This is a genomic window from Thiosulfatihalobacter marinus (assembly GCF_016019955.1).
Classification (GTDB): Bacteria; Pseudomonadota; Alphaproteobacteria; order Rhodobacterales; family Rhodobacteraceae; genus Shimia; species Shimia marinus_A.
Map to the genome: position 1 here is coordinate 155,154 of NZ_JAECRZ010000005.1, position 19,528 is coordinate 174,681.

At 63.6% G+C, this 19,528-nt stretch carries 16 protein-coding genes and 1 other RNA gene; 9 read left to right on the forward strand and 8 right to left on the reverse strand.

Annotated elements, in window-relative coordinates; translation table 11 throughout:
* Position 1 precedes the first annotated feature (1 nt).
* Positions 2 to 838, forward strand: coding sequence for a prephenate dehydratase (locus I3253_RS09810; RefSeq protein WP_197917602.1), 837 nt, complete (start codon positions 2 to 4; stop codon positions 836 to 838).
* 15 nt (positions 839 to 853) lie between these two features.
* Here the strand turns inward: I3253_RS09810 and I3253_RS09815 are convergent, their stop codons facing one another.
* Positions 854 to 1,321 (reverse strand): SRPBCC family protein, encoded by a 468-nt coding sequence (locus I3253_RS09815; RefSeq protein ID WP_197917476.1) that lies wholly within the window; start codon positions 1,319 to 1,321, stop codon positions 854 to 856.
* 90 nt (positions 1,322 to 1,411) lie between these two features.
* Positions 1,412 to 2,380, reverse strand: a complete 969-nt coding sequence (gene nudC, locus I3253_RS09820) for an NAD(+) diphosphatase (protein WP_197917477.1) — start codon at positions 2,378 to 2,380, stop codon at positions 1,412 to 1,414.
* A gap of 219 nt (positions 2,381 to 2,599) precedes the next feature.
* On the opposite strand from nudC, the gene I3253_RS09825 reads away from it, so the two are divergent.
* From I3253_RS09825 to I3253_RS09850, 6 genes are all read left to right on the forward strand, one after another.
* Positions 2,600 to 4,489, forward strand: a complete 1,890-nt coding sequence (locus I3253_RS09825) for a 5'-nucleotidase C-terminal domain-containing protein (protein ID WP_197917478.1) — start codon at positions 2,600 to 2,602, stop codon at positions 4,487 to 4,489.
* Positions 4,487 to 4,585: signal recognition particle sRNA small type (ffs, locus tag I3253_RS09830), an RNA gene on the forward strand. The genes I3253_RS09825 and ffs overlap by 3 nt, the downstream gene beginning before the upstream one ends.
* Before the next feature lie 286 nt (positions 4,586 to 4,871).
* Positions 4,872 to 6,716 (forward strand): extracellular solute-binding protein, encoded by a 1,845-nt coding sequence (locus tag I3253_RS09835; RefSeq protein WP_232237059.1) that lies wholly within the window; start codon positions 4,872 to 4,874, stop codon positions 6,714 to 6,716.
* 7 nt (positions 6,717 to 6,723) lie between these two features.
* A complete protein-coding gene (locus I3253_RS09840) occupies positions 6,724 to 7,827 on the forward strand; it encodes a microcin C ABC transporter permease YejB (protein ID WP_197917480.1) in 1,104 nt (367 codons plus the stop codon).
* A gap of 4 nt (positions 7,828 to 7,831) precedes the next feature.
* The gene (locus I3253_RS09845; protein ID WP_197917481.1) at positions 7,832 to 8,938 is read left to right on the forward strand and encodes an ABC transporter permease; all 1,107 of its coding nucleotides are present in this window, start codon (positions 7,832 to 7,834) and stop codon (positions 8,936 to 8,938) included.
* Positions 8,935 to 10,530: an ABC transporter ATP-binding protein gene (locus tag I3253_RS09850; RefSeq protein WP_197917482.1), complete on the forward strand. Its 1,596-nt coding sequence runs from the start codon at positions 8,935 to 8,937 to the stop codon at positions 10,528 to 10,530. Before I3253_RS09845 ends, I3253_RS09850 begins: the two co-directional genes overlap by 4 nt.
* 9 nt (positions 10,531 to 10,539) lie before the next feature.
* Here I3253_RS09850 and I3253_RS09855 read toward each other — a convergent pair whose 3' ends face one another.
* Positions 10,540 to 10,947, reverse strand: a complete 408-nt coding sequence (locus I3253_RS09855) for a group III truncated hemoglobin (protein ID WP_197917483.1) — start codon at positions 10,945 to 10,947, stop codon at positions 10,540 to 10,542.
* Between the two features lie 257 nt (positions 10,948 to 11,204).
* Between I3253_RS09855 and ileS the strand changes: the two genes are divergently transcribed.
* Both ileS and I3253_RS09865 read left to right on the forward strand, forming a co-directional pair.
* The gene (gene ileS, locus I3253_RS09860; protein ID WP_197917484.1) at positions 11,205 to 14,114 is read left to right on the forward strand and encodes an isoleucine--tRNA ligase; all 2,910 of its coding nucleotides are present in this window, start codon (positions 11,205 to 11,207) and stop codon (positions 14,112 to 14,114) included.
* A gap of 115 nt (positions 14,115 to 14,229) precedes the next feature.
* Positions 14,230 to 14,688: a methylated-DNA--[protein]-cysteine S-methyltransferase gene (locus I3253_RS09865; protein ID WP_197917485.1), complete on the forward strand. Its 459-nt coding sequence runs from the start codon at positions 14,230 to 14,232 to the stop codon at positions 14,686 to 14,688.
* On the opposite strand, the gene I3253_RS09870 is transcribed toward I3253_RS09865, so the two are convergent.
* From I3253_RS09870 to yidC, 5 genes are all read right to left on the reverse strand, one after another.
* A complete protein-coding gene (locus I3253_RS09870) occupies positions 14,685 to 15,380 on the reverse strand; it encodes a CDP-alcohol phosphatidyltransferase family protein (RefSeq protein WP_197917486.1) in 696 nt (231 codons plus the stop codon). The genes I3253_RS09865 and I3253_RS09870 overlap by 4 nt on opposite strands.
* A 93-nt stretch (positions 15,381 to 15,473) precedes the next feature.
* Positions 15,474 to 16,283: an NAD(P)-dependent oxidoreductase gene (locus I3253_RS09875; protein WP_197917487.1), complete on the reverse strand. Its 810-nt coding sequence runs from the start codon at positions 16,281 to 16,283 to the stop codon at positions 15,474 to 15,476.
* A gap of 4 nt (positions 16,284 to 16,287) precedes the next feature.
* Positions 16,288 to 16,941 carry a ribosome biogenesis GTP-binding protein YihA/YsxC gene (gene yihA / locus I3253_RS09880; protein ID WP_197917488.1) on the reverse strand — a complete coding sequence of 218 codons (654 nt, stop codon included), beginning with the start codon at positions 16,939 to 16,941 and terminating at the stop codon, positions 16,288 to 16,290.
* Positions 16,941 to 17,684 (reverse strand): MOSC domain-containing protein, encoded by a 744-nt coding sequence (locus tag I3253_RS09885; protein ID WP_197917489.1) that lies wholly within the window; start codon positions 17,682 to 17,684, stop codon positions 16,941 to 16,943. The genes yihA and I3253_RS09885 overlap by 1 nt, the downstream gene beginning before the upstream one ends.
* Positions 17,684 to 19,501, reverse strand: coding sequence for a membrane protein insertase YidC (gene yidC, locus I3253_RS09890; protein WP_197917490.1), 1,818 nt, complete (start codon positions 19,499 to 19,501; stop codon positions 17,684 to 17,686). Before yidC ends, I3253_RS09885 begins: the two co-directional genes overlap by 1 nt.
* Between the last annotated feature and the right edge of the window lie 27 nt (positions 19,502 to 19,528).

The following is a 19,528-nucleotide window of genomic DNA, read 5'->3' on the forward strand; positions in this document are numbered from 1 at the left end:
AATGACCAAACGCATCGCCTTTCAGGGCGAACCCGGCGCCTATTCGCACCAGGCCTGTCTGGAGGCCTATCCCGACCTGGAGGCGCTGCCGTGCCAATCGTTCGAGGACGTGATCGGGGCGGTGCGCCGGGGGGATGCGGAACTGGCCATGTTGCCGATCGAGAATTCGACCTATGGACGGGTCGCCGATATTCACCGCCTGCTGCCCGAAAGCGGGCTGCATATCGTGGATGAGGCCTTTGTGCGGGTGCGGATCTGTCTGATGGGGCTGCCCGGCGTCACGCTGGAAGAGATCGACACGGTGCGCGCGCATCTGGTGCTGTTGCCGCAATCTGCCAATTTCCTGAAGATGCACGGGATTCACGGGGTCGCCGCGGCAGACAGCGCCGGCGCGGCGCGCGAACTGGCCGAAAGCCGGCATCGCAACCAGGGGGTCCTGGCCTCGTCCCTGGCGGCGGAGATCTATGGGCTGAACGTGCTGGCCGCCGATATCGAGGACCACGGGCACAACACGACGCGGTTCGTGATCATGTCGCGCGAACCGGATTACACGCGGCGCGGCGAAATCGAGATGATGACGACCTTCGTGTTCGAGGTGCGCAACATTCCGGCGGCGCTTTACAAGGCGATGGGCGGGTTTGCCACCAACGGGGTGAACATGACCAAGCTGGAAAGCTATATGGTGGACGGATCGTTCACGGCGACACGGTTTTATGCCGATATCGAGGGCCATCCCGAAGATGCCCCGGTGCGCCGCGCGCTGGAAGAGCTGGACTATTTCACCAACTCGCTGAACATCCTGGGGGTTTATCCGGCGGTGCAGGCGCGCCACATGTAGCGCGCGCTCCGCCGGTCAGGCGCGGCGGGCGTAGCGCTCTTCCATGTCGCGGCCCAGCCCGGCAACGCGCTTGTCCAGCCGCTGGGTCAGCGTGCTGCGCGCCAGTTTCAGCGATTGCAGCAGCAGGCGCGCGGACAGGGTGTTGGCCTTGAGCCCGGACCAGATATTGAGCCGGGTGCGGGTGCGCGACAGCGCCACCAGTTCCAGGCGAATCTCTGAATCGATGCCGGCCACGGCGGCGGCCAGGCGGATTTCGTTGGGGCGGTCATATTCAGTGATCGCGATGGTCATTTCGCGCGGCTTGCCACGAAAGCTGAAACTGGCCTGCCAGCGAGCGCCCACGCCGGGGCGGGCCAGATCGTCAAGCCGAGTCACCTCGGCGCCGCGGCGCAGGGCGGCGCGTTCGAATTGTTCGAAATCCGTCAGCATTTCAAAGGCCTGGTCAATCGGAACGTCGATATCGTCGCGTGAGGTGAATTCCATGACTGCCTGCCCTTGTTACGTGTCGCGGGGTTTATTGGTGCTGGTGGCCGCCGGTGCCTGCCGCTGCTGCCTTGCGTGGGTATATTTGCCCTAATCCAGCCGGTCCGCAAGCCAGTTGCGCAGGATGAAATGCGCAATCGCGCCCTTGCGCGGCTGTTTGAACACGGGATGGCCGCCGGCAAAAACCTGCATCATTTCCTCGCGGGTGAGCCAGAGCGCGTCTTCGAGTTCCGCCGGATCAAGGGTGATATCCTCATCAAGCGCGATACCGCGACAGCCGAACATGAGAGAGGAGGGATAGGGCCAGGGCTGGCTGGAGAGATAGTCGACGCGGCCAACGCGGATGCCGGCCTCTTCCAGAACCTCGCGGCGCACGGCGGCCTCGATCGGTTCGCCGGGTTCGACAAAACCGGCCAGCAGGGAATACATGCCATCGGGCCAGCCCGGCGAGCGGCCCATAAGCACCTTGTTGCCATGGGTGATCAGCATGATGACCACCGGATCGGTGCGCGGGAAATGGGAGGTGTTGCAGGCCGGGCAGTTGCGCTGCCAGCCGGACATGGCCATGCGGCTTTCGTTGCCGCAGGCGGCGCAGAACCGGTGCGAGCGATGCCAGCCAAAGATGGCGCGGGCGGTGGCGGCCAGTTCGGCGTCGCGCGGCGAAAGCCGGGCCATGATGCCGCGCAGTTCGGCAAACAGGTGATCGTCGGGCAGGGCCGGGTGGTGTTGAAGGCTGGCGTCAAAGAACTGGCGCAGGCTGTTTTCGTCCAGGGTTTCAGGCGCCCAGGCGCTGACATCGCGGGCAAAGACGGCGCCGGTTTCCTCGCGTCCCAGAAAGATCGGGGGGACACGCAGGCCGGCAAAGAGCGGGTGATCGAGCGGCAGGCGCACAAGGGTGTTCAGATCGGCGCCCGCGCAAAGCGGTTTGCCCCGCCAGAGCGCGATGGCAAGGCTGGCGGGATCGGCGCGCAGGGCATCCATGGCGGTTTTGTCGCCGCGCAACTCGGCGGCGCGATCCAGCGACGATCCGCCAAAGGTGACTGTTTCCGCGTGTTTCATGCCGGTCTCCTGCTTTGGAGGTGGCTTGCCAGTTTGCGGCGCGGGGAGCAATCAAAACCTCGGACAGAGTAACGGGAGTGTTGCGCGGTATCCTCGCTTTATGGTTGAATTGACGCCGGAACGATCATGGCTTGCGCGCGCGGCCTCGCGAGGCGAGCCTGTTGAAAACAGCAGAAGAAGGGCGATGGAAATGCAGGAAAACACGCGGCAGGTACGATTATGAGGCGCGCACGGGTCGGGCTGACGATTCTGGCGACAAGCGATCTTCACGCGGCGATGCTGGCCTATGATTACTTCGCCGACCGGCCGGGCCGGGGCGGCTCTCTGGCCCGGCTGGCCACGATGATCGGCGCGGCGCGACAGGATGCGGGGGCCTGTCTGTTGCTGGACAATGGCGATTTCCTGCTGGGCACGCCGCTGGCGGATGCGCATCTGCCGGCCGGGGCGGGGCGGAAAAACCCGGTCATCGCGGCGATGACGGCGCTGGGCTATGACGCGGCGGCGCTGGGCAATCACGAGTTTGATCTGGAGCGCGACGACTTGCGCGCGATTCTGGGCGAGGCGGATTTCCCGCTGTTATGCGCCAATCTGCGCCCGTTGCCCGGTGGCGGGTATGAGGGCCTGTGGCAGGACGGGGTGGTGATCCCGGTCAGGGCGCGGGACACGGCAGGGCGCGCGGTAACGGTGGGGGTGGGTGTGTTCGGTGTTCTGCCGCCGCAGGTGATGCAGTGGGACGGGCGGCGTGTGACCGGGCGGCTGGAGGCCGAGGACATTGCCAGCGCCGCCGCGCGCGCGGCGCAGGGACTGCGCGCGGCGGGGGCGGACCTGGTGGTGGCGCTGGCCCATAGCGGCATTTCGGCGGCCCCGCATGTGGCAGGCGCGGAGAACGCGGCATCGGCGGTGGCGCGGCTGGACACGGTGGATGCGGTGGTCGCGGGCCATGTGCACAAGGTCTTTCCCGGTCCGTGGGGGCCAGAGGCGCCCGGAATCGATAGTGACCGGGGCATGTTGCACGGCACGCCGACGGTAATGCCGGGCACGTCCGGGTCGCATCTTGGCCGGCTGGACCTGACGCTGGAACGCAAGGGGGCGCGCTGGGCGGTGGCCGGATTTGTCAGCCGGGCCGAGCCGTCACGCGATGTGCCCGAGGATCCCGGCTTGCTGGGGCTTCTGTCGGGGGCGCACCGGCACACGCTGGACATGACGCAAACCGTGCTTGGGCATCTGGACGCGCTGGTGCACAGCTATTTCGCGATGGTTCGCGATGACCGGTCGGTGCGGCTTGTGGCCGAGGCCAAGCTGGCGCATTTGCAGCGCGCGCTGAGCGGCACGCCGTTGCAGGGGCTGCCGCTTCTGGCGTCGGTCGCGCCGATGAAATGCGGCGGGCGGGCCGGGGCCGAGCATTACACGGATATTCCCGCCGGACCTGTGGCGCGCCGGGCAATCGCGGATATGCAGTTCTTTTCCAACGAGTTGAGCGTGCTGAGGTTAACCGGTGCCGAGCTTCTGGAGTGGTTGGAAATGTCCGCCAGCCTGTATAACCGGCTGCTGCCGGGGCGGTATGATCAGCGCCTGTTCGAGCGCGACGTGGCGCCCTATAACCGCGAGTCGGTTTACGGGATGACCTATGAGATCGATCTGTCCCGGCCCGCGCGCTATGACCCGGAGGGGCGGTTGGCCGATCCGGCTGCGCACCGGATCATCGGGGCGCAGCTGGCCGGGCGCGCGCTGGACCCGGACCGGGAGGTGCTGCTGGCCACGAACGCCTATCGCGCCGGGGGCGGAGGACATTTCCCGCATGCAACAGCCGAGCGGGCGGTAACGCTGGAGCCGGTCGGCATCCGTGATCTTCTGACCCGCCATTTGCAGACCGGCCGGGGCCGGACCGATGCGGCGATCCGCAGTTGGCGGTTTGCCGAACTGGCCGACACTTGCGCGGTGTTCGAAACCGGCGCCGGCGCCGTACAGGCGGCGCTGCCACCCGACCGGCGCCTGCATGATCTGGGACCGGTCAGCGAGGGATATCGCCGTTATCTTCTGGATTTGACGCCCGGATTGGCGCAGGGACGGCTTGCACAGCGCCGGATGCGGGGTTATATGCCGTCCTGAGAGGTTGGCGCGGGCAGGCGCCTCGCCAACCCGGTCAGATCCGGAAGGAAGCAGCCGTAACGAGCCCCGCTTGGGTCGTTGTCCAGCCTCTCACCTTAATTCCCCCTTGATACCGGATGACGGGACGCGCGAGTTCGTGCCGGCGGGCGCCGGGTGGGGTGGTGCCGACCCGGACGCATGCGAAACCTTGCTTTCACGGCCTGTTCACGCATTCGGAACTTGAATGTCGCCGGCAAGCACCCTTAGCTAGGGAATAACGAAAAAAAACACTCGACAGTCAGGGGAAAACGCCATGAGCCAGAGCCGCGTTGCGTACAGGACCGCCCAACCTATGGAGATCCTGAACCGATGGTTCATTGCGGGGGCCGCGGCGGTGGCGTTGATGCTGGCCGCCGGGAGCGTGCGCGCCGCAGAGGACGGGATTATCCGCAGTCACGGTTATTCCTATTTCGGCGATCTGACATACCCGGCGGATTACCCCTATTTCGACTATGTGAACCCGGATGCCCCCAAGGGCGGCGAAATCTCGCTTTGGGCGCCGGGCACGTTCGATTCGCTCAACCCCTACAGCCGCAAGGGCCGGGGCGGGCGCTATAGCTGGATCATGTATGAAAGCCTGCTGGGGGATGCGCCCACCGGCGGATCCGCGCCGGCGGATGTGTATGGCGAATCCTACGGGCTGTTGGCCGAACGGCTGGAATATGACGAGGACAAGACCTGGGTGATTTTCTACATGCGGCCCGAGGCGCGGTTTTCGGACGGGACGCCGGTGACGGCGCAGGACGTGGTGTTTTCGCACAACCTGCTGCTGGAGCAGGGGCTTCCGTCCTATGCGCAGGCGGTGAAGAAGTTGGTGCTGAGCGCCGAGGCGCTGGACGATTACAGGGTCAAGTTCACCTTTGCCGAGGGTATTTCGCGCCGCAGCCTGATCGACCAGGTGGGCGGGGTGCCGGTGTGGTCCAAAAAATGGTTCGAGGAGACCGGCGCACGCCTGGACGAGCCACGGCTGGACACATCGCCGGGTTCGGGCCCCTACATGGTGGAAAGCTATGACGTGAACCGGCGCATCGTCTACAAGCGCAACCCGGATTACTGGGGCCGCGATCTGCCGATCAACCGGGGGCGGCACAATTTCGACCGCATCCGCATCGAGTATTTCGCCGATGATTCAGCCGCGTTCGAGGCGTTCAAGGCCGGGGAATACACGTTCCGGGCGGAAGGCAATTCCAAGCAATGGGCCACGGGCTATGATTTCCCCGGCGTCGAGAAGGGATGGGTGAAGAAGGAAGAGCTGCCCGATGGCACGCCGCCAACCCCGAGTGGCATCATCTTCAATCTGGGCAGGGAGGTGCTCAGGGATCGGCGGGTGCGCGAGGCGATTTCGCTGGGCTACAATTTCGAATGGACCAATGAATCCCTGCAATTCGGCCTGTTCAAGCAGCGCAATTCCTTTGTGCAGGGTGCGCCGCACGAAGCCATGGGCCTGCCCGAGGGCAAGGAGCGCGCCTTGCTGGAAAGTCTGGGAGACCTGGTGCCGGAAGAGATCCTGAACGAACCGGCGGTGATGGCGCATACATCCAGCCCCAAGCGCGAGATTGACCGGGGCAACCTGCGCAAGGCGTCTCGATTGCTGGATGCGGCGGGCTGGATCGTGGGCGACGACGGGATGCGGCGCAACGACCGGGGCGAAACCCTGACGCTGGTGTTTCCCTATCCGTCTTCATCGTCGGCCACGCTGGGCGCGTTTATCGAGGTGTTCGTGCAGAACCTGCAACGCATGGGGATCGACGCGGTTCAGGAAAAGGTGGACCCGGCACAATATACGTTGCGCGAGCGGGAGCGCGACTATGATCTGGTCTTTGACAGCTATGTGGCGTTCCTGGACACCGGCACGGGACTATTCCAGCGCTACGGATCCGCCGAGGCCGCGTTTTCGCTGTTCAACCCGGCCGGGCTGGCCAGCCCGCTGGTGGACAAGATCATCGAGGTTTCGCTGCAAACCGAAACCCGCGAGGATCGCGACGTGGCGCTGATGGCGCTGGACCGGGTGCTGCGCTGGGAACGGTTCATGATCCCGGTCTGGTACAATGACAGCTCCTGGGTGGCCTATTACGACCAGTATGAATACCCCGATCCGTTGCCGCGCTATTCCGTGGGCACGCTGGATTTCTGGTGGTTCAACGCCGAGAAGGCCGCGCGCCTGAAGGCCGAAGGCGCGTTGAGGTAATCCCGGCATGGGCGCCTATATATTACGACGGCTGTTGCTGATCATTCCGACGCTGTTGGGGATCATGATCATCAACTTTGCGCTGGTGCAGTTCGTGCCCGGTGGCCCGGTCGAGCAGGTCATCGCCCAGATCCAGGGGCAGGGCGACGTGTTCGAGGGCTTTGCCGGGGGCGGGCAGGATGCCGGAGTCATGGAAACCGACAATTTTGCCGGCAGCGCGGGTGGTAGTAAATATGCCGGGGCGCAGGGGCTGCCGCCGGAATTCATCGCCCAGCTGGAAAAGGAGTTCGGTTTCGACAAGCCGCCGGTTACACGGTTTCTGATGATGTTGTGGAACTATGCGCGGCTGGATTTCGGCGAGAGCTATTTTCGCAAGATCAGCGTGACGGATCTGGTGCTGGAAAAGATGCCGGTCAGCATCACGCTGGGCCTTTGGTCGACGCTGATTGCCTATCTGGTGTCGATCCCGCTGGGCATCCGCAAGGCAGTCAGGGACGGCTCGCCCTTTGATACCTGGACGAGCGGGGCGATTATCGTGGCCTATGCCATTCCCGGTTTCCTGTTCGCGATCATGCTGCTGGTGCTGTTCGCGGGCGGGTCGTACTGGAAGCTGTTTCCGCTGAGGGGGCTGACCTCGGACAATTTTGATGACCTGACGATGATCGGCAAGCTTCTGGACTATCTGTGGCATATCACGCTGCCGGTTCTGGCCTCGACCATCGCGGCCTTTGCCACGCTGACGCTGCTGACCAAGAATTCGTTCCTGGACGAGATCAAGAAACACTATGTGATGACCGCGCGGGCCAAGGGGCTGAGTGAGAAGCGGGTGCTTTACGGGCATGTGTTCCGCAACGCGATGCTGATCGTGATCGCGGGTTTCCCGGCGGTGTTCATCGGGGTGTTCTTTGGCGGTTCGGTGCTGATCGAGACAATCTTTTCGCTGGACGGGCTGGGGCGGCTTGGGTTTGAGGCCGCGGTGGCGCGGGATTATCCGGTGATCTTTGGCACGCTGTTCATTTTCGGGCTGATCGGGCTGGTTGTCGGTATCCTGTCGGACCTGATGTATGTGCTGGTCGATCCGCGCATCGACTTTGAAAAGCGGGAGGGGTGACGCGATGGCATTGTCCCCTCTCAATCAGCGCCGCTGGCGCAACTTCAAACGCAACCGGCGGGCGTTCTGGTCGCTGATCATTTTCGTGATCGCCTTTGGCGTATCGCTGTTCGCCGAGGTGCTGGCCAATGACCGGCCCATCGTGGTGAGCTATCGCGGCGAGATCTACACGCCGGTATTCAGCTTCTATCCCGAAACCGCGTTTGGCGGCGATTTCAAGACCGAGGCCGATTACAAGGATCCGGTGGTGCAATGCCTGATCCGGACCGGCGGCGTGGATCTGTGTTTTGACGCGCCCGAGGAGATCATTCAGGAGGTCGCGGCGGGGACGTTCAGCGAGGACGGGTTCTACAAGGGATGGGCGCTTTGGCCGCTGATCCCCTATGCCTATAACACGCCGGTGGACCGTCCCGGCGCCGCGCCGCTGCCGCCCAGTGCGCAGAACTGGCTGGGCACGGATGACCGCAAGCGCGACGTGGTGGCGCGGGTGCTGTACGGCTTTCGCCTGTCGATCTTCTTTACCCTGATCGTGACCACGCTGGCCAGTGTGGTGGGCATCATCGCGGGCGCGGTGCAGGGCTATTTCGGCGGCTGGCTGGACCTGATCTTTCAGCGGGTGATCGAGATATGGGGGGCGACGCCCAGCCTGTATATCATCATCATCCTGTTTGCCGTGCTGGGGCGCAGTTTCTGGCTGCTTGTCTTTTTGACGGTGCTGTTTGGCTGGACCGCGCTGGTGGGGGTGGTGCGGGCCGAGTTCCTGCGCGCGCGCAATCTGGAATATGTGCGCGCGGCCAAGGCGCTGGGCGTGTCCAACCGCACGATCATGTTCCGCCACATGCTGCCCAACGCGATGGTGGCGACGGTGACGATGTTGCCCTTCATCGTAACGGGGACGATCAGCACGCTGGCCGGGCTGGATTTCCTGGGCTTTGGCCTGCCGTCAACCGCGCCGAGCCTTGGGGAACTGACGCTTCAGGCCAAGCAGAACCTGCAAGCGCCATGGCTGGGGTTCACGGCGTTTTTCACCTTTGCCATCATGCTGTCGCTTCTGGTCTTCATCTTTGAAGGCGTGCGCGACGCGTTTGACCCGAGAAAGACCTTTTCATGAGCATTCTTGAAGTGAAGGACTTGCGGGTCGGGTTCCGGCAGGACGGGCGCGTGGTGGAGGCGGTCAGGGGGGTGTCCTTTTCGCTGGACCGGGGCGAGACCGTCGCGCTGGTGGGCGAGAGTGGATCGGGAAAATCGGTGACGGCGCTGAGCACGGTGTCCTTGCTGCCGGGCAGCGCCGAGGTTTCGGGCAGTGTCACCTATGACGGTCAGGAGATGATCGGCGCGTCGGATGCCCGGCTGCGCGATGTGCGGGGCAATGACATTTCGTTCATCTTCCAGGAGCCGATGACCTCGCTCAATCCGCTGCACACGCTGGAAAAACAGCTGGCCGAAAGTCTGGCGTTGCATCAGGGGATCGTGGGCGAGGCGGCGCGGGCACGCATCGTTGAGCTGATGGAGAAAGTGGGCATTCGCGACGCGCAAAGCCGGCTGGGCGCCTATCCGCACCAGTTGAGCGGCGGGCAGCGGCAACGGGTGATGATCGCCATGGCGCTGGCCAACAAGCCCGATGTGCTGATCGCGGATGAGCCGACGACGGCGCTGGATGTGACCATCCAGGCGCAGATCCTGGAATTGCTGGCCGATCTGAAGGCCCAGGAGGGGATGGGGCTTTTGTTCATCACCCATGATCTGGGCATCGTGCGGCGCATTGCCGACAAGGTCTGCGTGATGAAGGATGGCGAGATTGTCGAGGCCGGGGCGGTGGACGAGATTTTCGCCAATCCGCAGCATCCCTATACGCGGAAATTGTTGAGCGCGCGGGCGGTGGGCGCGCCCGATCCGGTGGCGCCCGAAGCGCCGGTGGTGGCAGAGACAGAAGACCTGAAGGTGTGGTTCCCGATCCAGCGCGGCTTTTTCAAGAAGACCGTGGGCCATGTGAAGGCGGTGAACGAGGCGACGATCCTGGTGCGGGCCGGCGAAACGCTTGGCATTGTCGGGGAAAGCGGATCGGGCAAGACGACGCTGGCGCTGGCGATCATGCGGCTGATCGCCTCGCAAGGCCGGATCGTGTTTGACGGGCAGGACGTGCGCCAATGGTCGACCCGCGAATTGCGCAACCTGCGCAAGCATATGCAGATCGTGTTTCAGGACCCGTTCGGCAGCCTGTCGCCGCGCATGACCTGTGAACAGATCATCGCCGAGGGGCTGGGGGTGCATGGCAACCCCGGCGGGCGCGACACGCGGGCGCTGGTGGGCGAGGTGATGGAAGAGGTCGGGCTGGACCCGGCCATGATGGACCGGTACCCGCACGAGTTTTCCGGCGGGCAGCGCCAGCGTATCGCGATTGCGCGGGCGATGATCCTGCGCCCCAAGCTGTTGGTCCTGGACGAGCCGACAAGCGCGCTGGACATGACGGTCCAGGTGCAGATCGTGGATCTGTTGCGCGATTTACAGCGCAAATACGGGCTGGCCTATCTGTTCATCAGCCATGACCTGCACGTGGTGCGCGCCATGAGTCACAAGATCATGGTGATGAAGGCGGGCGATGTGGTGGAACAGGGCGAGGCGCAGGCGCTGTTTGCCGCGCCACAGACCGAATACACCCGCGCCCTGTTGGCGGCGGCGCCGGATCTGCGGGCCGAAGCCTAGGGGCTGACCCTAACGCAGGATCGGCACACCACCGGGGCCGCGCTGGCGCTCGACCACGCTGGCGCGCAGGCTGCGCCCGATCGTGTGGGCCAGCGCCGACCAGGCGGCGGCCTGATCGGGGCGAAGTTCCTGTTTCAGGGTCATGTCGAACAGGCCAAGCCAGGGATCGAACATGCCCGGGCGGACGTTTTTCGCCTGCTGGTGCGCCTGTGCCGGGTTGCCGTCATAGCTGCGTTCGAAAAGGATGGCATTGGCCCAGAAGCGGGTGATCTTTGCCTCATGCGCAGGCCAGTCGGTGACGTGGGCGGCAAAGACCGGGCCGAGGCCGGGATGCTGGCGGATCCGGGCATAAAAGGCGGCAACAACACGGGCGATTTCATCGCGGGTGATGTCAAAACGGGGCGGAATGGGGGGCATGGGCAAAGCCTTGTGTTCGGTGTGGCCACATTAGTGGCGCGACGGGGCAGGGAAAAGGGCCAAAGCGCCGCGTTTCAAGCCTCTGGACGCTGGTTTCGGGCGGGCCTATAAGGCGGGCATGATGTTGCCGATTGCCGCAATCATTATTCGAATTACATGCCCGGCGCTCTGAAGCACGAGCCGCCGGGACAAGGCGTATGGGATACCGCGCCGCCCAGTTTTCCTGACATGATCCGACAAGATGAAGGACGCCGAAGATGTGCGCCGACACGCCTGAATACAAAGACACGCTGAACCTGCCGAAAACCGATTTCCCGATGCGCGCGGGCCTGCCCAAGCGCGAGCCGGGCTGGTTGGCGCGGTGGGAGCAGATCGGGGTTTACGACAAGCTGCGCGAGAAGCAAGGGCGCAAGCCGTTCACGTTGCATGACGGACCGCCCTATGCCAACGGGCACCTGCATATCGGCCACGCGCTGAACAAGACGATCAAGGACATGATCGTGCGCAGCCACCAGATGATGGGCTTTGACAGCCGCTACGTGCCGGGCTGGGATTGCCATGGTTTGCCGATCGAGTGGAAGATCGAGGAGCAATACCGCGCCAGGGGCAAGGACAAGGATGCGGTGGACGTGGTGGAATTCCGTCAGGAATGCCGCGCCTTCGCCGACAAATGGGTGGACATCCAGCGCGAGGAATTCAAGCGGCTGGGCGTTACCGGCAACTGGGAAAACCCCTATCTGACGATGGATTACCATGCCGAGGCGGTGATTGCCGGGGAGTTCATGAAATTCCTGATGAACGGCACGCTGTATCAGGGCAGCAAGCCCGTGATGTGGTCGCCGGTGGAAAAGACCGCGCTGGCCGAGGCCGAGATCGAGTATCACGACCACAAGAGCCATACGATCTGGGTGAAATTCCCCATCGTGCGCGCGGTAGAGCCGACCGGGGCGCGTTCGTCGTTGATGGGGGTGAATGTGGTGATCTGGACCACGACACCCTGGACGATTCCGTCCAACCGGGCGGTGGCGTTCAACCCCGAGCTGTCCTATGGGCTGTACAAGGTGACGGCGGCGCCCGAGGGCAATTGGGCGCAGAAGGGCGATCATTATCTTCTGGCCGACAATCTGGCCGAGGATGTGATGAAGGCGGCCAAGGTTGAAGACTACATCCGCAAGCGCGATGTGTCTGCGGCGCAGCTGGACCTGACGATCTGTGCGCATCCGCTGCGCGGCGTCGGGGGCGGCGACGGCGAGTGGGATTACGACGTGCCGATGCTGCCCGGTGATCATGTCACCGACGAGGCCGGAACCGGGTTTGTGCATACCGCGCCCAGCCATGGGGCGGACGACTTTATCCTGGGCGTCAAGCATGGGTTGACGATGACCCATAACGTGATCGAGGACGGATCGTTCCGCGCGTCGCTGCCGCTGTTCGGGGGCGAGGTGATCATCACGGACAAGGGCAAGGAAGGCGGCGCCAATACGGCCGTGATCAACGCCCTGGCCGGGGTTGGCGCCTTGATCGCGCGGGGCCGGGTGACGCATAGCTACCCGCATTCCTGGCGCTCCAAGGCGCCGGTGATCTTTCGCAATACGCCACAATGGTTTGCCGCCGTGGATCGCGAGATCGAGGACGGCATGGGCACCTATGGCGACACGATCCGCGAACGCGCGTTGCGCTCGATCGACGAATTGGTGACGTGGACGCCGCAGACCGGGCGCAACCGGCTGTATGCGATGATCGAAAGCCGCCCCGACTGGGTGCTGTCGCGCCAGCGGGCCTGGGGGGTGCCGCTGACCTGTTTTGTCAGGAAAGATGCGCTGCCGACCGATCCCGATTTTCTGTTGCGCGATCCGGCGGTAAATGCGCGGATCGTCGCGGCGTTCGAGGCCGATGGCGCGGATTGCTGGTATGGCGAGGGTGCGAAGGAGCGGTTCCTGGGCAGTGATTACAACGCGGATGAATGGGAGCAGGTGTTTGACGTTCTGGATGTGTGGTTCGATTCCGGTTCGACCCATGCCTTTGTGCTGCGCGACCGCGAAGACGGGACCGGGGACGGGATTGCCGATGTCTACATGGAAGGCACCGACCAGCATCGCGGCTGGTTCCATTCCTCGCTGCTGCAAGCCTGTGGCACCCGGGGGCGCGCGCCCTATCGCAACGTGGTGACGCATGGGTTCACGCTGGACGAGAAGGGCAACAAGATGTCCAAATCGCTTGGTAATACCATCGTGCCCGAAAAGATCGTGCAGCAATATGGCGCCGATATCCTGCGGTTGTGGGTGGCGCAGACGGATTACACCGCCGACCAGCGGATCGGGCCGGAAATCCTGAAAGGGGTGGCGGACAGCTATCGCCGTCTTCGCAACACGATGCGGTTCATGCTGGGGTCACTGTCGGAATTTTCCGAGGCGGATCGCGTGGACGTGGCGGATATGCCCGAGCTGGAACGCTGGGTGCTGCACCGGCTGGCGGAACTGGATCACAAGGTGCGCACGGGCTATGCGTCGTTCGATTTCCAGGGTGTGTTCAGCGCGGTTTTCAACTTTGCCACGGTGGACCTGTCGTCGTTCTATTTCGATATCCGCAAGGATGTGCTGTATTGCGACGGCGATACCGCACGGCGTCGGGCGGCGCGCACGGTGCTGGATATTCTGTATCACCGACTGACGACCTGGCTGGCGCCGATCCTGGTGTTCACCATGGAAGAGGTCTGGCTGGAGCGGTTCCCGGGCGATGACAGTTCGGTACATCTGGCGGATTTCCCGGACACGCCGGCGGATTGGCTGGACGAACCGCTGGCGGCGAAATGGGCGAAAGTGCGCGAAGTGCGCCGGGTTGTGACGGCGGCGCTGGAGGTGCAGCGCACCGACAAGGTGATCGGTGCCTCGCTGGAGGCGGCCCCGGTGGTGCATGTGCGCGACGCGGCGGTGCTGGAAGCGTTGAAGAGCGTGAAATTCGCCGATGTGTGCATCACCTCGGATGTGGCGCTGACCGGCGATCCGATGCCGGCAGAGGCGTTTCGTCTGCCGGAAACCGAAGGCGTGGGCGTGGTGTTCGAGAAGGCGGAAGGGCAAAAATGCCAGCGCTGCTGGAAGATCCTGCCGGATGTCGGCCGTCACGGGCATGCGGCGGTGTGCGGGCGCTGTGATGCGGCGTTGAGCTGATTGTGAGGCCGGGGGGCCAGGGGGGCCAGCCCCCCGGACCCCCCGGGATATTTTCGGCCAAGAGAAGACAGGGCGTTTCGGTTGCCGGACGCCTTTTTCGCTGGCAGGGTGGGGCATGGCACAATGTTGGATGGATAGCCCTTTGGGTGTGTTGCGCATCGTCGAGGCGGATGGTGCGATTGTGCGGCTGGATTGGGGCGGCGCGCCGGGCGTATCGGCACCGGGCGCGTTGTTGCGCGAGGCCGAGCGGCAGGTGGCGGCATATTTTGATGGCATGTTGGAGGTGTTCGATTTGCCGTTGCGGGTGCGCGGGTCGGATTTCCAGGAGGCGGTTTGTGCGGCAATCTGGGCAATACCGTTCGGCCACACGCGCAGCTATGGCGAGATCGCGGCCGATCTGGGGGCGACGGCGCAGGCGGTGGGGCAGGCTTGTGGTGGCAATCCGATCCCGATCATCATTCCGTGCCATCGGGTGATGGGCGCCAGGGGGCTGACCGGATTTTCAGGGGCTGGTGGGGTGGAGAGCAAGGTTTGGCTGTTGCGCCATGAGGGCGCGGGCGGGTTCCTGATCTAGAGTTTCTCGCGATAGATCAGTTGTTGCGCGGCGCCGGCGACCAGCAGGTAGGCCGATGTGGCCACGAGGCCCCAATGGGCCCAGCTTTCGGGATGGAAATCGACCCAGGCGGCCCAGCCGGCAAAGAATGTCCAGGCCACTGCCATGGGAAGGGAGACCAGGCGCCAGCGCTCTGTCCGCACCGGGTGGATGAACTTGATCGGCAGGAACATCGCGATGGCCAGCACCGTGACCAGGCCGAGGCTGACCCAGAAATTCGGTTCGATCGCGAAGATCACGATCACCAGCATGTTCCAGCAGCCTGGAAAGCCGGAGAAGGAATTATCGCGTGTTTTCATGCGGGTATCGGCGAAGTAGAGCGCCGATGTGAAGGTGATGACGATGATCGCGAACCAGCCTGTCCAGCCATCCATCAGCCCGGATTTGAACAGGGCGAAGGCGGGGATGAAGACATAGGTGAGATAGTCGATGATCAGGTCGAGAAGCACGCCATCGAATTCGGGGGCGTGTTTCTTGACGTGGAAGCGGCGTGCCATCGGGCCGTCAAATCCGTCGACGATGAAGGCGACCACGAGCCACAGAAACATGAGGCTCCATTTGTCCTCTACGGCGGCGAGCATGGCGAGCATGGCAAAAACCGCGCCGGTGGCGGTGAACAGGTGTACGGAGAGGGCGCGCGCGTGGGATGTCATGGGGTGTTCATGCCGCAAAAGGGAGAGTGGTGCAACGGGCGCGGAGGGTGGAATGCCTTTGGCAAGAGTATTTGAGGAACATTGAAAGGGCGATCAGCGTCTTTGAGCGAGGGTGCGGAGTGTCGCCTGAACGGTTTCGGGGAGGGTGGTGTCGGACTGTGGTGGCGCCGCGTCAAGCGCGGAGGCGATATCCTTGACCAGGATGGAGATGGAATTGTCCGCGCCGTGGCCGTCGCGGGCGAACTCGATATCGTTGAAGTGGGAAGCGAACCAGTTCTGCCCGGAGGATGTGTGGATCAGGTTCAGAAGGGCTGTTTCGTCGATCCCGTTGGCATCGGCCCAGTCCAGGACGAGGCGTGTCATGGCGGTGTTGGATGCGGCGAGAAGGTTGTTGAGCACCTTGGCCTGCATGCCGCTGCCATATGGTCCCATGCGGTGAAAATGCGCGCCCATGGCATCGAACAGGGGCTGGTGGCGGTCCAGCGCGGCGCTGTCGCCGCCAAGCATGAAAGACAGCCGCGCCTGTTGTGCGGCGATGGCGGCGCCGGACATGGGCGCGTCGATCAGGGTGAGGTGGTCGGGGAGCCTGTGGCGCAGGGCGGTCACGTAGCGCGGGCTGAGGGTGGAGGAGATGATCACGGTTTGCAGATGCGGCGCGGTTGCGAGGTTTTGTGCGCCAAACAGCACGTCATCGGTTTGGGCAATGTCCCGCACCACGGTGATCAGGGTTTGCACGTGATCGGCAAAATCCGGCAGCGCGCGCATATGTGGGGCCAGCGGGCCAAACGCGGCGGGCGGGCGCACATCGTAACCCAGTGCGTTGAACCCGGCGGCGCGAAGCGCGGCGAGCATGGGTGCGCCCATGCGGCCACATCCTGCAACGCCGATGCCGGTCAGGGACATGGGATCAGTCCAGACCGGCGACGATCGCGCGCAGGGTGGCGATGCCGTCACCCTTTTCCGAGCTGGTGAGCACGATCTCGGGGAAGGCGGCGGGGTGTTTGGCGAGCTTTTCGCGGACCTGTTTCAACACCTTGTCGCGGTCTTGTGTCTTGACCTTGTCGGCCTTGGTCAGCACGGCCTGGAACGTGACGGCGGCGCTATCGAGCAGGGACATGATTTCCTCGTCGACGGATTTGATGCCGTGGCGGGTGTCGATCAGGACAAAGGCGCGGCGCAGGTTGACCCGGCCGGAGAGGTATTGTTTGAGCAGCCTTTGCCATTTTTCAACCACGGCGAGCGGCGCGTTGGCGAAGCCATAGCCGGGCAGGTCGACGAGATAGTGGCTGTCGGTCAGGGTGAAGAAATTGATTTCCTGGGTCCGCCCCGGTGTGTTGGAGGCGCGAGCCAGCCCCTTGCGTCCGGTGAGCGCGTTGATCAGGCTGGATTTGCCCACGTTGGAGCGGCCTGCGAAGCAGACCTCGATCCGGTCGGCGGGGGGCAGGCCGGACATGGCGACCACGCCTTTGAGAAACGCGCTGTTGGAGCCGTCAAACAGTTTGCGGCCCCGTTCGAGCGCGAACGGGTCGGGATCGGCGGCCAGGGGGAAGGGCAGTTGCATCAAAGCACCTTTACGCTGTCGCCGGTGGCGATCCCGCCGGATTTGGAGACCACGGCGTAGACGCCAAAGTCCTGATGGCCCAGCGCGTCGTTCAACACGCCAAGCGTGTCGGCATCGCGTTTGCCGGTATCGGGGTTTGCGGTGGTGGCCAGGCAGCGGGTGATCCGCTCTTGCACGGTAAGTTCGGCGGTGCCGATGCGCAGGGTCTTGCCCAGCCAGTCGAATTCCTCCCACGGGGCGAAACCGTCCAGCCAGATGTTGCCGCGCCAGCGTTCGGTGGAGAGGGGGCGGCCAAGCCGCCCTTCGATCGCGCGGTGGGATGCGGTGGTGTGGATCGAGACCGAGGCGAAGGCGGTGTCGGTCATGCCGTGGTCGCCCGCGGGAACAAGCCGGGCCGAGGCGGCGCGGTCCGCTGGCATCAGCGGGCGCACCCATTGGATCAGCTTGTCACCCTGGATGGCCGGATCGAGGGTGAGATCCCACAGATCGGGGTGGCGCAGGGTGAGCCTGCCGGTGGCTTCGTCTGTTTGCGCGGTGATTGCCATGAGTGCGGGGGCTTTGGCCGCGCGGGAGAAATTGGCGCAGGGCGCCCATTTGCCGCCTGTCGTTCTGGCCTGCGCATGGGCCACGGCCCAGCGGCGATCCCCCGGGAAGGTCTGGCCTTCGTTCAGGGTGGCACGGTCCACGGGCTCGCGCCCGTGGGCCTTGATCGGATGCCGCCACAGTGCCGCGACGCGGCCCATCACTTGGTGTCCGACTTGGGCTTGCGCTTGAAGGACGACTTGATGTTGCCGAACACGTCGGGTTTGTAGCCGTGGATACGCATGATCGTGTATTGCTGCGTGAAGGTGATCACGTTGTTGGTGATCCAGTAGAGCACCAGCCCGCTGGCAAAGCTGCCGAGCATGAACATGAAGATCCAGGGCATCCAGGCAAAGATCATCTGTTGCGTGGGATCGGTGGGCGCCGGGTTCAGTTTCTGTTGCAGCCACATGGAGATGCCCAGCAGGATCGGCAGCACGCCCAGGCTGATGATCGCGATGATCGACCCGGGATCGGGCGGCGTGAAGGGCAGCAGGCCAAACAGGTTGAGAATCGAGGAGGGATCCGGCGAGGACAGGTCGGTGATCCAGCCGATCCAGGGTGCATGACGCAGTTCCAGGGTGACGAAGATCACCTTGTAGAGCGAAAAGAAGATCGGGATCTGGATCAGGATTGGCAGGCAGCCCGAGGCGGGGTTCACCTTTTCCTTCTTGTATAGCTCCATCATCGCCTGCTGCATCTTCTGGCGATCGCCCCCGGCCTGTTCCTTGAGCTTCTCCATTTGTGGCTGAAGCTCTTTCATCTTGGCCATGGAGGCGTAGGATTTATAGGCCAGCGGGAAGACGATGATCTTGATCGTGATGGTCAGGCCGATGATCGCCCAACCCATGTTGCCGATAATGCCGTTCAGCCAGTGCAACACGGCAAAAATCGGTTTGGTCAGGAAAAAGAACCAGCCCCAATCGATCGAGTCGATGAACCCGGCGACACCGCTTTTGTTCTGGTAGTCACGGATGGTGGCCCATTCCTTGGCCCCGGCGAACAATTGCGACGAGGCGGAAATGGTCTGGCCCTGCGCCACGGTTTGCGTGGGCATCACCGCCTCGGTCTGGTAGATGTCGCGGGTCTCGTCGTATTTGGCAACGGATTTGAACGCACTTCCGGGCTGGGGCACAAGCGTGGCCATCCAGTAGTGATCGGTAAAGCCGATCCAGCCGTTTTCGGAGACCTGCGTCACTTCGGCGGCCGCACCCTCGCGCGGGTCAAAGGCGAAATCGGTCATGCCGGAATACTTGGTTTCGGTCAGTTCGCCATCGGACATGGCGACCAGGCCCTCATGCAGGATGAAGAAGCTTTTGAGATCCTCAGGTTCGCCATGGCGGGCGAGGATGCCGTAAGGGGCAAGCGACACGGTGCCTGCGCCAGTGTTTTCCACAGTCTGCTTGACCGAGAACATGAAGTTCTGATCCAGCGACACGGTGCGGCGGAAGACGAGGCCGGCGCCATTGTCCCATTTCAGCGTGACAGGGGTGGATTCGGTGAGCGTGTCACCGGATTCCACCACCCATTCGGTATTGGCGCCGGGCACCTGTTCCAGGGTTAGCCCCGCACCTGGCGCCCAGCCATAGAGCGCATAATAGGCGTTTGGCCGGTTCGATGGTTTGAGCAGCGAAACGATCGGGGCGTTTTCGTCCAGGGAAACGCGGTAATCGTTCAGTTTAAGGTCGTCTATACGTCCGCCGACCAGCGAGATCGAGCCGCTGAGCCGCGCGGTGGCGATATCGACGCGCGGCGCATCTGGCGCGGCCTGGGCATCGGTGACGGCAATTTCCGCAGGCGGCGCGGTGGACGGGGCCGTTGCGGCAGGGGCCAGAGGCGTTGTCCCGTCCGTCGCGGTGATGGCGGCGTTGGGATCCTCGACCGCCGGTTCCGGGGGAGGGAACATGACAAACCAAACCAGGATCACGACAAAGCTGAGCGCGGTCGCGAGGATGAGGTTCTTGTTCTGATCGTCCATTGCGGTGGGCCACCTGTCTCTTGAAAC

Bases quoted from the DNA above. Each gene is read 5' to 3' on its own strand.
- I3253_RS09810 (WP_197917602.1), top strand. From the start codon at position 2: ATGACCAAACGCATCGCCTTTCAGGGCGAACCCGGCGCCTATTCGCAC.
- I3253_RS09815 (WP_197917476.1), bottom strand. From the start codon at position 1,321: ATGGAATTCACCTCACGCGACGATATCGACGTTCCGATTGACCAGGCC.
- nudC (WP_197917477.1), bottom strand. From the start codon at position 2,380: ATGAAACACGCGGAAACAGTCACCTTTGGCGGATCGTCGCTGGATCGC.
- I3253_RS09825 (WP_197917478.1), top strand. From the start codon at position 2,600: ATGAGGCGCGCACGGGTCGGGCTGACGATTCTGGCGACAAGCGATCTT.
- I3253_RS09835 (WP_232237059.1), top strand. From the start codon at position 4,872: ATGCTGGCCGCCGGGAGCGTGCGCGCCGCAGAGGACGGGATTATCCGC.
- I3253_RS09840 (WP_197917480.1), top strand. From the start codon at position 6,724: ATGGGCGCCTATATATTACGACGGCTGTTGCTGATCATTCCGACGCTG.
- I3253_RS09845 (WP_197917481.1), top strand. From the start codon at position 7,832: ATGGCATTGTCCCCTCTCAATCAGCGCCGCTGGCGCAACTTCAAACGC.
- I3253_RS09850 (WP_197917482.1), top strand. From the start codon at position 8,935: ATGAGCATTCTTGAAGTGAAGGACTTGCGGGTCGGGTTCCGGCAGGAC.
- I3253_RS09855 (WP_197917483.1), bottom strand. From the start codon at position 10,947: ATGCCCCCCATTCCGCCCCGTTTTGACATCACCCGCGATGAAATCGCC.
- ileS (WP_197917484.1), top strand. From the start codon at position 11,205: ATGTGCGCCGACACGCCTGAATACAAAGACACGCTGAACCTGCCGAAA.
- I3253_RS09865 (WP_197917485.1), top strand. From the start codon at position 14,230: ATGGCACAATGTTGGATGGATAGCCCTTTGGGTGTGTTGCGCATCGTC.
- I3253_RS09870 (WP_197917486.1), bottom strand. From the start codon at position 15,380: ATGACATCCCACGCGCGCGCCCTCTCCGTACACCTGTTCACCGCCACC.
- I3253_RS09875 (WP_197917487.1), bottom strand. From the start codon at position 16,283: ATGTCCCTGACCGGCATCGGCGTTGCAGGATGTGGCCGCATGGGCGCA.
- yihA (WP_197917488.1), bottom strand. From the start codon at position 16,941: ATGCAACTGCCCTTCCCCCTGGCCGCCGATCCCGACCCGTTCGCGCTC.
- I3253_RS09885 (WP_197917489.1), bottom strand. From the start codon at position 17,684: ATGGGCCGCGTCGCGGCACTGTGGCGGCATCCGATCAAGGCCCACGGG.
- yidC (WP_197917490.1), bottom strand. From the start codon at position 19,501: ATGGACGATCAGAACAAGAACCTCATCCTCGCGACCGCGCTCAGCTTT.